General features: G+C 66.8%; 9 protein-coding genes. 7 read left to right on the top strand and 2 right to left on the bottom strand.

The annotated features are described in order from the left end of the window. Nucleotides 1-117 (bottom strand): hypothetical protein (locus ACR2JI_RS05450; protein WP_526388822.1); only part of this gene is annotated, 117 nt, incomplete at its 3' end. 157 nt (nucleotides 118-274) lie between these two features. On the opposite strand from ACR2JI_RS05450, the gene ACR2JI_RS05445 reads away from it, so the two are divergent. Together ACR2JI_RS05445 and ACR2JI_RS05440 are read left to right on the top strand one after the other, a co-directional pair. Then, nucleotides 275-1,444 (top strand): PrsW family intramembrane metalloprotease, encoded by a 1,170-nt coding sequence (locus ACR2JI_RS05445; protein ID WP_526388818.1) that lies wholly within the window; start codon nucleotides 275-277, stop codon nucleotides 1,442-1,444. 112 nt (nucleotides 1,445-1,556) lie between these two features. After that, nucleotides 1,557-2,888, top strand: a complete 1,332-nt coding sequence (locus ACR2JI_RS05440; protein WP_526388816.1) for a beta strand repeat-containing protein — start codon at nucleotides 1,557-1,559, stop codon at nucleotides 2,886-2,888. A 52-nt stretch (nucleotides 2,889-2,940) separates the two neighbouring features. Here the strand turns inward: ACR2JI_RS05440 and polA are convergent, their stop codons facing one another. Next, a complete protein-coding gene (gene polA / locus ACR2JI_RS05435) occupies nucleotides 2,941-5,604 on the bottom strand; it encodes a DNA polymerase I (RefSeq protein ID WP_526388820.1) in 2,664 nt (887 codons plus the stop codon). Between the two features lie 54 nt (nucleotides 5,605-5,658). Between polA and ACR2JI_RS05430 the strand changes: the two genes are divergently transcribed. The 5 genes from ACR2JI_RS05430 to ACR2JI_RS05410 form a co-directional block, all read left to right on the top strand. Further along, nucleotides 5,659-6,114, top strand: coding sequence for a Zn-ribbon domain-containing OB-fold protein (locus tag ACR2JI_RS05430; RefSeq protein ID WP_526388814.1), 456 nt, complete (start codon nucleotides 5,659-5,661; stop codon nucleotides 6,112-6,114). Then, on the top strand, nucleotides 6,107-7,303 hold the full coding sequence (locus tag ACR2JI_RS05425) for a lipid-transfer protein (RefSeq protein WP_526388812.1): 1,197 nt from the start codon (nucleotides 6,107-6,109) through the stop codon (nucleotides 7,301-7,303). The genes ACR2JI_RS05430 and ACR2JI_RS05425 overlap by 8 nt, the downstream gene beginning before the upstream one ends. Further along, nucleotides 7,304-7,540 carry a DUF167 domain-containing protein gene (locus ACR2JI_RS05420; RefSeq protein WP_526388810.1) on the top strand — a complete coding sequence of 79 codons (237 nt, stop codon included), beginning with the start codon at nucleotides 7,304-7,306 and terminating at the stop codon, nucleotides 7,538-7,540. A gap of 36 nt (nucleotides 7,541-7,576) precedes the next feature. Continuing rightward, complete coding sequence (locus ACR2JI_RS05415; RefSeq protein ID WP_526388808.1) at nucleotides 7,577-8,275, top strand: hypothetical protein; 699 nt, start codon at nucleotides 7,577-7,579, stop codon at nucleotides 8,273-8,275. Between the two features lie 77 nt (nucleotides 8,276-8,352). Continuing rightward, nucleotides 8,353-8,970: ferritin-like domain-containing protein (locus ACR2JI_RS05410; RefSeq protein ID WP_526388806.1), on the top strand; the 618-nt coding region annotated here is incomplete at its 3' end.

The following is an 8,970-nucleotide window of genomic DNA, read 5'->3' as shown; positions in this document are numbered from 1 at the left end:
GACGATGTCGCCATCGTTGAAGTACTTGATGGTCTTGTCGATAGCGGCGAGGAAGTCCTCGGCAGTGCCAATGTCGTTGATGGCTACTTGCGGCGAGGTGATGGTGGGACTGGGCATGTGGTGGGGTGCTCCGGACAGGGTTGATCGTAGGGACAGTTGGTTGGTGTTGTTTGACACGGTGTAGCCCGCAGCAGTGCGCACGAGTACCCGGAGAGCGTACTCGACCGACCACATGCAGGCCAAACCCGGGTACCGGCACAGCTACCCTGCTCTGATGTCCCTGGCATCGCGTTACGCCACCGTGCCGCCGTTTCCGCTGCCGATCCGCAAAGTCGGCGCTCCCCTGGCTGCAATCATCGCACTGGGCACCCTGACCGCCCTGATCCTGACCCTGCTGACCGCGGTCAATCCCGGCGGCACCGCCCTGGGGTTCGGACTGGCGACCACCGCCCTGGCCCTGGTGCTGCTGTGTTACCTGTGGCTGGACCGTTGGGAGCCCGAACCTCCGCGACTGCTGGTGCTGGCATTTCTCTGGGGCGCCTCGGTGGCCGTGCTGACATCCGTGCTGGCCGAGCAACTATTCGAGAAGACCTTCGGATCGGGTGGGGACGGATCGGGTGGGGACGCCGCGGATGTCGCGACCGTCGCCATCGCGGCCCCGATATTCGAGGAAGCGGCAAAAGGGGCGTTTCTCCTGCTCATGATGACCGGCCGGCGGCGCAATGAGCTCAATACGCTGACCGACTGCCTGGTGTACGCCGGTATCACCGCCGCAGGCTTTGCCTGGCTGGAGAACATCTTCTACATCGCCAGCGGTGAGACCCTGGGCGGATCGCTGGCCATCGCGGGGCTTCGACTCGTGATCGGCCCCTTCGCCCACCCGCTGTTCACGACGATGATCGGCATCGGGGTGTACTACGCCCTCAAACAGCGCAGTGCGCTCGCCAAGGCGGCCTATGTGCTGATCGGCTACGCGGCGGCGGTCGTCATGCATGGACTGTGGAACGGGTCCGCCCTGCTCGGGGTGAAGACCTACATCAGCGTCTATCTGGTGTGGATGGTGCCAATCTTCGGTATGGCCGTCGCCTTGGCGGTTGCCAGTCGGCGCCGTGAACAGCGGATCGTCGCCGCGAAACTGCCCGCAATGGTCTCCGGCGGGCTGATCAGCTCGCTCGAGGCCGCCTGGATGAGCTCGATGCTGGGCCGAAAGACCGCGGTGGCGACAGCGGTGCGCCTCGGCGGCCGGCGGGACGGCAAGGCGGTGAAGCGATTTGCCCTGCAGGTCGTGGAGCTGGCCTACGTCCAGGACCGGATCGACCGGGGCTTCGGCGACGAGCGGGTGTTCGCTCTGCAAAATGACGAGGTCGGAGCGGTGGCGGTCTCGCGGGCGGCAGCCGGACGGGCGCTGACGCAACTGGCCGACTACTGCAGTCCGCCACGCTAGGCGCATCGGCTGAAGTTTGCGGCGAGCCGTCGACATCCTTTTGGCGGTGGTGTTCAATGATGGTGCACGCACGCCCGCACCGAGGCATCACAGCCATGAACACAGGACAACAATGACCACTCGCAGTCTTCCCGCCCGTCACACCATCGTCGCAGCCCTCGCCGCCGGCGCCTGCGCTGCCGCCATGGGGGGCGCCGGCCTTGGTGCTGCTCCCGCCGCCAACGCGACCTGCGCGTCGATTTTCGGGATCGGCAACGGAGGCGGCTGCACCAGCTCATTTTTGAGCGCTGCCATCGCCATCGGCGACGGCGCCACTGCAACGGCCAACGGAGTTTTCGGGGCGGCCATCGCGCTGGGAACCAATGCGCTCGCCGAGACCGGCGACGCGTTCACCTTCGCGACCGCACTCGGTGACGCCGCGAATGCCTCGGCGACCGGGCTGTTCGGTATCGCCACCCAGGTGGGGAGCAACGGCTCCGCGGCGACACTGGGATCCGGATCGTTCGGCAATCTCGGCCTCAACATCGCCCTCAACCTCGGACTCGGGTCGGCGGCCACCAATACCGTCACCGCGGCCGGGATCGGCAATCTCGCCGCGAACCTATTCGGTCGGGCCAGTTCGTCTGGATCGCACGCTGTCAGCGCGCTGGGCACGCTGGACGTCGCCCTGAATGTGGGCGGGGACGACAACACCGTGTACTCCGGCACCGGCTTCTTCAACCGGTCGCTCAACTTCTTCGGTAACGGCAACACCGTGCGGGGCGAGGGCGGACTCGGCAACGTGGCCCGCAACTTCCTCGGCAACGGCAACACTGCGACAACCGACACCGGTAACGGCAACAGCGCCACCAATTTCCTCGGCAGCAACAACTCAGTGACCCTCACTTCGGGCGCCGGCAATATCGCCACCTCGTTGCTCGGCGATACGAACACCGTCTCGGTCACCGGCGGCACTCTGGACGGCGCCCGGAACTGGTTGGGCAGCGCCAACACCGTGCAGACCGGCGGCGGATTGCAGAACACCGTCGTCAACATCGGCGGCGCGGGCAACCAGTTGATCGCAACCGGCTCCAACAGCAACAACGCCCTCAACCTGTTCGGGAACACAAACATCGTGGAGGCGGGAAGCTTGGGCGCCAACGGCAACCTGGCGCTCACGTTCGGCGGTGCCGGCAACACCGTTACCGGCGGTGCGTCATCCGGCAACAACACCGCGGGCTTCGGCATCTTCGGCTCCGGCAACACGGTGACGGCCGGCCCCGGCCCCCTCGCCCTTGCCGGGTCGATCTTCCAGACCGGCCAGACTGTGACAAAGGTGGGCCCGGGAATCGCCATCAACAACTTCCGCATCGGCGGCGCGGCCGCTCTGGGCCGGTCGGCCGCCAGCAAGTCGCCGTCCACCCCGGTGCGCAATTCAGCGGCCGCTCGCAGCGCGGCGAAGTAGGGGCCTGCACGCGGCGGCGACTAATGCGCCGCCGGAGCCGCTCGGGCGGCGACTAATGCGCCGCCGCGTCCCAGGTCGGTCCGGTCCCCACTGAGACCTCCAGTGGCACGTCGAGCGGATAGGCGCCGCCCATCTTGTCGCGGACCAGGGCCTCCAGAGCCTCCCGCTCGCCGGGCGCGACCTCGAACAGCAACTCGTCGTGCACTTGCAGTAGCATCCGGGACTCCAGCCCTGCCTCGGTGATGGCTTTGTCGACGTTGATCATCGCGACCTTGATGATGTCGGCTGCGCTGCCCTGGATGGGCGCGTTCAGCGCAGCCCGCTCGGCGGCCTCCCGCAGCTGGCGGTTACTGCTGTCCAGCTCCGGCAGGTAGCGGCGGCGGCCCAGCACCGTCGAGGTGTAACCATCCTTGCGGGCCTGCTCGACGACCCCCTCCAGATAATCCCGCACGCCGCCGAACCGGGCGAAGTAGGCGTCCATCTGCTCCTTGGCCTCTTCGGTGGAGATCTTGAGCTGGGCGGACAGCCCGTAGGCGCTCAGCCCGTAGGCCAATCCGTAGGACATCGCCTTGACCCGGCGGCGCAACTCCGCGGTGACCTCGTCGATCGGCACCCCGAACGCCCGCGAGCCCACGAACGAGTGCAGGTCCTCGCCGGTGCGGAAGGCCTCGATGAGGCCCTCATCGGAGGACAGGTGCGCCATGATCCGCATCTCGATCTGGCTGTAGTCCGCCGTCATCAGTTCGGCGTAACCGTCACCAACGCAGAAGGTGTCCCGAATCCGGCGGCCGGCCTCGGTGCGGACCGGGATGTTCTGCAGATTGGGCTCGGTGGATGACAGCCGGCCGGTCGCGGCGACGGTCTGGTTGAACGTGGTGTGGATTCGGCCGTCGGCGGCGGTCGCCTTCAGCAGTCCGTCGACGGTGACCTTGAGCCGGGTGGCGTCGCGATGGGCCAGCAGGTGCTCGAGGAACGGGTGTCCGGTCTTGTCGAACAGCGACTGCAGGGCGTCAGCATCGGTGGTGTAGCCGGTCTTGGTCTTCTTGGTCTTCGGCATCCCGAGCTCGTCGAAGAGCACCACCTGCAGCTGCTTGGGCGAGCCGAGGTTTATCTGCTTGCCGATCACCGCGTAGGCCGCCTCGGCCGCATCGCGGATCTGGTCGCCGAACTCGCTCTGCAGGGCATCGAGTTTGGCGGCGTCCACGGCGATGCCGATGGACTCCATGGCAGCGAGGGCGGACTGCACCGGCAGTTCCATATCGACCAATAGCGCGGCCGACTCGATCTTGGCCAGCTCCTCATCAAGTGCATCGGCCAGATCCGCGACGGCACGGGCTCGCAGGATGAGCGTCTGCACAGCCTGTTCGTCGGTACCCTCGGTGTCATCCAGCAGCGAAAGCTGTTGCTGCTCAGCAGTTTCCGCGCGCAGCTCACGCCGCAGATAGCGCAGCGAAAGATCATCGAGGGTAAAGCTGCGTTGCCCGGGACGCACCAGGTAGGCGGCCAGCGCGGTGTCGGAGGTGACCCCGGCCAGCGTCCAGCCCCGCCCGCGCAGATCGTGGATGGCGATCTTCGCCTCGTGCAACGCCTTGGGCTTGGAGACGTCGGCCAACCACGCCGCCAGCGCAGCGTCATCCTCGGGCGTGATGGCGGTGGTGTCGATGTAGGCGCCCTCACCGTCGGCGGTGGCGATCGCGATCGCGGTGGCGTCACCGTCGTACACCGCGTGCGTGCCGACCACCGCCACACCGGACCGACTCCCGCCGGACGCGTGTTGGGCCAGCCACGCAGTCACCGCCCCGGGCTCCAATGCCCCGCCGCGCACGTCGAAACCGGATTCGGCTTCAGGCTCCGCGGCGACCAGGGTGTCGAACAGCCGGTCGCGCAGCACCCGGAATTCCAGGTCGTCGAAGAGTCGGTGGATCTGGTCGCGGTCCCACGGCAGCAGTCGCAACGTGTCCGGGGTCTGGGCCAGCGGAACATCGCGCACCAATTGGGTCAGCTCACTGTTGAGCACCACGGTGGACAGGTTCTCCCGCAGCGAATCTCCGACCTTGCCGCGAACAGTGTCGACATTGTCCACCAGGCCCTGCAGTGAGCCGTACTCGACGATCCACTTCGCCGCGGTCTTCTCCCCCACACCCGGGATGCCCGGCAGGTTGTCGCTCGGGTCGCCGCGCAGCGCCGCGAAATCCGGGTACTGCGCCGGGGTCAGCCCGTATTTCTCCAGGACGGCGTCCGGGGTGTACCTGGTCAGCGTGCTGACGCCCTTGATCGGGTAGAGCACGGTGATGTCTGCGTTCACCAGTTGCAGCGCATCACGATCGCCGGTGACGACCAGCACCCGGTAGCCCGCCTGATCGGCCTGGGTGGCCAGGGTGGCGATCAGATCGTCGGCCTCGTAACCCGGCTCCGCCAACACGGTGATGCCGAGAGCGCCCAGGACTTCCTTGGTGATGTCGATCTGGCCCCGGAACTCATCGGGGGTGGCGCTGCGGGTGGCCTTGTACTCCGGGTAGCGCTCGGAGCGGAAGGTCTGCCGGGAGACGTCGAAGGCCGCCGCGATGTGACTGGGGGCCTCATCGCGAAGCAGGTTGATGAGCATGGCGGTGAACCCGTAGACGGCGTTGGTGGTCAGGCCGTTCTTGGTCTTGAAGTTCTCCGCCGGGAGCGCGTAGAAGGCCCGGAACGCCAGCGAGTTGCCGTCCAGCAGCATCAGTGTCGGCTTCTCGCTCACACTCTTACTCTAGGCACCGGCTACGCTGCGGATGTGTCAGGCACGACTGAGCTCGCCGCCGTCGACGGCTGGTGGTCCTTCGATGAATCCGGTCTTCCCCATCTGACCGGCGCCCGCTGTCCGCAGTGCGGTACCTACGTGTTCCCGCCGAGGGCGGAGAACTGCCCGAACCCGGCGTGCGCGTCCGAGGTCCTGGAACCGGCGGCGCTGTCCCGGCGCGGGACGGTGTGGAGCTACACCGAGAACCGGTACGCCCCGCCCCCGCCGTATCCGACACCGGACCCGTTCGAACCGTTCGCCGTGGCCGCGGTGCAGTTGGAGCGGGAAGGCATCATCGTGCTCGGCAAGGTCGTCGAGGGCACCCTGGCCGCCGATCTGAAAGTCGGGATGGAGATGGAGTTGACGACGATGCCCCTCTACAACGGCGACGACGGTGTGACCCGATTCGTCTACGCCTGGAGAATTGCAGGGGCAGATCGCAATGGCTGACCCGGTTTACATCCTCGGCGCGGGTATGCATCCGTGGGGCAAGTGGGGACGCGACTTCACCGAGTACGGCGTCGTAGCCGCACGCGCGGCACTGAACGACGCCGGTCTGGACTGGCGCCAGATCCAACTGGTGGCCGGCGCTGACACCATCCGCAACGGCTACCCGGGTTTCGTGGCCGGCGCGACCTTCGCCCAGAAGCTGGGCTGGACCGGCATCCCGGTGTCCTCCAGTTACGCGGCGTGCGCATCGGGTTCCCAGGCGCTGCAGTCGGCGCGGGCACAGATCATGGCCGGGCTGTGCGATGTGGCACTGGTGATCGGCGCCGACACCGCACCCAAGGGGTTCTTCGCCCCCGTCGGCGGGGAACGCCGCAATGACCCGGACTGGCAGCGCTTCCATCTGATCGGCGCGACCAACACCGTCTACTTCGCGCTGCTGGCTCGGCGCCGGATGGATCTCTACGGCGCCACCCTCGAGGACTTCGCCGCGGTGAAGGTCAAGAATTCCCGGCACGGGTTGAACAATCCGAATGCCCGCTACCGCAAGGAATCCTCGATCGAGGATGTCCTGGAAAGTCCGATGGTCTCCGATCCGCTTCGGCTGTTGGATATCTGCGCGACCTCCGACGGCGCGGCGGCGCTGATCGTCGCCAGCAAGTCCTTCGCGGAGAAGCACCTCGGCTCACTCGCCGGGGTGCCGTCGGTGCGGGCGGTGTCCTGTGCCACCCCGAACTACCCGCAGCACCTGCCCGAGCTGCCGGATATCGCCACCGACTCCACTGCCGTCGTCCCCGGCCCCGATCGCGTTTTCAAGGATCACATCCTCGACGTCGCCTACGCCGAAGCCGGCGTCGGCCCGGAGGATCTGAGCCTGGCCGAGGTCTACGACCTGTCCACCGCCCTGGAACTCGACTGGTACGAGCACATGGGACTGTGCGCCAAGGGTGAGGCCGAACAACTGCTGCGCTCCGGGGCCACCGCGGTGGGTGGGCGCATCCCGGTCAACGCCTCTGGCGGCCTGGCCTGTTTCGGTGAGGCGATCCCGGCGCAGGCCATCGCCCAGGTCTGCGAGCTCACCTGGCAGTTGCGCGGGCAGGCCACCGGCCGCCAGGTCGAGGGCGCCACCGTCGGTATCACCGCCAACCAGGGATTGTTCGGCCACGGATCTTCGGTGATCGTGGCGCGGTAGGTGTCTGAGACCGTCGTCGTCACCGTCAAGCCCGGCAGTAAGAAGGGGCCCCTGGTCGAGGCGGCCGAGGACGGCTCGCTGACCGTCTATGTGCGGGAGCGGGCAATCGAGGGCAAAGCCACCGAGGCCGTCACGACGGTGCTCGCCGCACATCTGGGCGTGCCGAAGTCGCAGCTGGAGCTGATTTCCGGGGTGACGTCGCGGGTGAAACGGTTCCGGATCAGCCGAAGGCGGTAATAGGACCGGCAGGCCCAGCGCGGTACCGTGGTGGCCATGATCGGGGGAAATATCACGTCGCTCACCATCAGGCCGGTTGCAGCCGCCGGGATTGCCACAGTGCTCACCGCCGCGATGATCGCCGGCGGCGGGGTTCAGCAGGCTCATATCTCGGTGCCGGATCTCCGTATCGAGATGGGGGCCGTGCAACTGCAGGCCCTGACCACCAGCGCCATCCCCGCGACAGCGGCCGTGACAACCGGTGCGGTGTCGCCGTCCGCGGCGGCGACAGCCGCAGCCACGGACCCGGTTCAGATCTTGACCGACGCGGTTAAGTCCGCGGTCACCGCAATCGCTTCCGCGCTGTGGTTCGCGGCCTTCCCGATCACCTTGCCTCTCAGCGTGATTGGCGGCTTCGTGTCGAGTTTGGCGGCAAACATGTCCGGCTCGCAGGCTCCTGCCGCAGCCGATCCACTGATCGGGGTGACCTTTTTCTTCAGCGCCCCGAACATCCTGTTGACGTCCGGCTTCGCCAACATCGGCTTGTCATCAACGTGGAATCAGCACCAGCTCGGCCCGTATTCCCCGTTCATGGCGGCAGCCACGCCGCGGTCGGCAGCAGCTCGCAAGCCGGCTGCGGACGCCACCTCAGCTCGGCCGACTGCCGCCCGGAGTGTGAAGCCGGCGGCCACCGGTTCGCGCGAGGCCGCCAAGACCGCGAAGCGCTCGGCCGCCCGTAGCCGCCACAGCCGCTGAAGCGGCCACGGCCGCCGGTCCGCCGGTAGCCTCGTGTGATACTGGTCACTAGACCACGTCACATCTGGAGGCGGCGCATGACCACCAAGGACAAGTACACCGAGGTTCCGGACCCCTATTCGTGGGAGGTTCCCAGCGTCGGCGATGCACGCTTCACCTGGGAGTACGACGACAGTCGCGCCCGACTGCTCTCGCTGTACCAGAAAGGCAAGGACAAGCAGTGGGACGCGCAGTCACGCATCGACTGGTCCCTGGACGTCGACCCGATGAATCCGGTCGGGATCCCCGATGAATTCCATCCGCTGTTCGGCAGCCCGATGTGGGAGTCCGCCAACGAGGCCCGTCGCGCCGAGTTCCGCCAGCACAACCAGGCCTGGCAGTTCTCGCAGTTCCTACACGGCGAGCAGGGCGCGATGGTGTGCGCTGCCAAGATCGTCGAGGTCGTCCCCGATATGGACGCCAAGTTCTACGCGGCCACCCAGACCATGGACGAGGCCAGACACGTCGAGGCCTTCTCGAAATTCCTCCAGGACAAGGTCGGCGTGGTCTATCCGATCAACTCCAACCTGTCGGCGCTACTGAAGGACACCCTCAGCGACTCGCGATGGGATATGCCGTATCTCGGCATGCAGGTTCTCATCGAGGGACTCGCCCTGGCTGCCTTCGGCACCCTGCGCGATATCGCGGCGCCGGGC

The organism is Mycobacterium sp. (assembly GCF_051006775.1).
In the GTDB taxonomy this organism is placed as follows: Bacteria; Actinomycetota; Actinomycetes; order Mycobacteriales; family Mycobacteriaceae; genus Mycobacterium.
The sequence above is the reverse complement of the archived record's forward strand: the minus strand, read 5'-3'. Positions and strand labels throughout refer to the sequence as shown.

Bases quoted from the DNA above. Each gene is read 5' to 3' on its own strand.
- ACR2JI_RS05445 (WP_526388818.1), top strand. From the start codon at position 275: ATGTCCCTGGCATCGCGTTACGCCACCGTGCCGCCGTTTCCGCTGCCG.
- ACR2JI_RS05440 (WP_526388816.1), top strand. From the start codon at position 1,557: ATGACCACTCGCAGTCTTCCCGCCCGTCACACCATCGTCGCAGCCCTC.
- polA (WP_526388820.1), bottom strand. From the start codon at position 5,604: ATGCTGCTGGACGGCAACTCGCTGGCGTTCCGGGCCTTCTACGCGCTC.
- ACR2JI_RS05425 (WP_526388812.1), top strand. From the start codon at position 6,107: ATGGCTGACCCGGTTTACATCCTCGGCGCGGGTATGCATCCGTGGGGC.
- ACR2JI_RS05415 (WP_526388808.1), top strand. From the start codon at position 7,577: ATGATCGGGGGAAATATCACGTCGCTCACCATCAGGCCGGTTGCAGCC.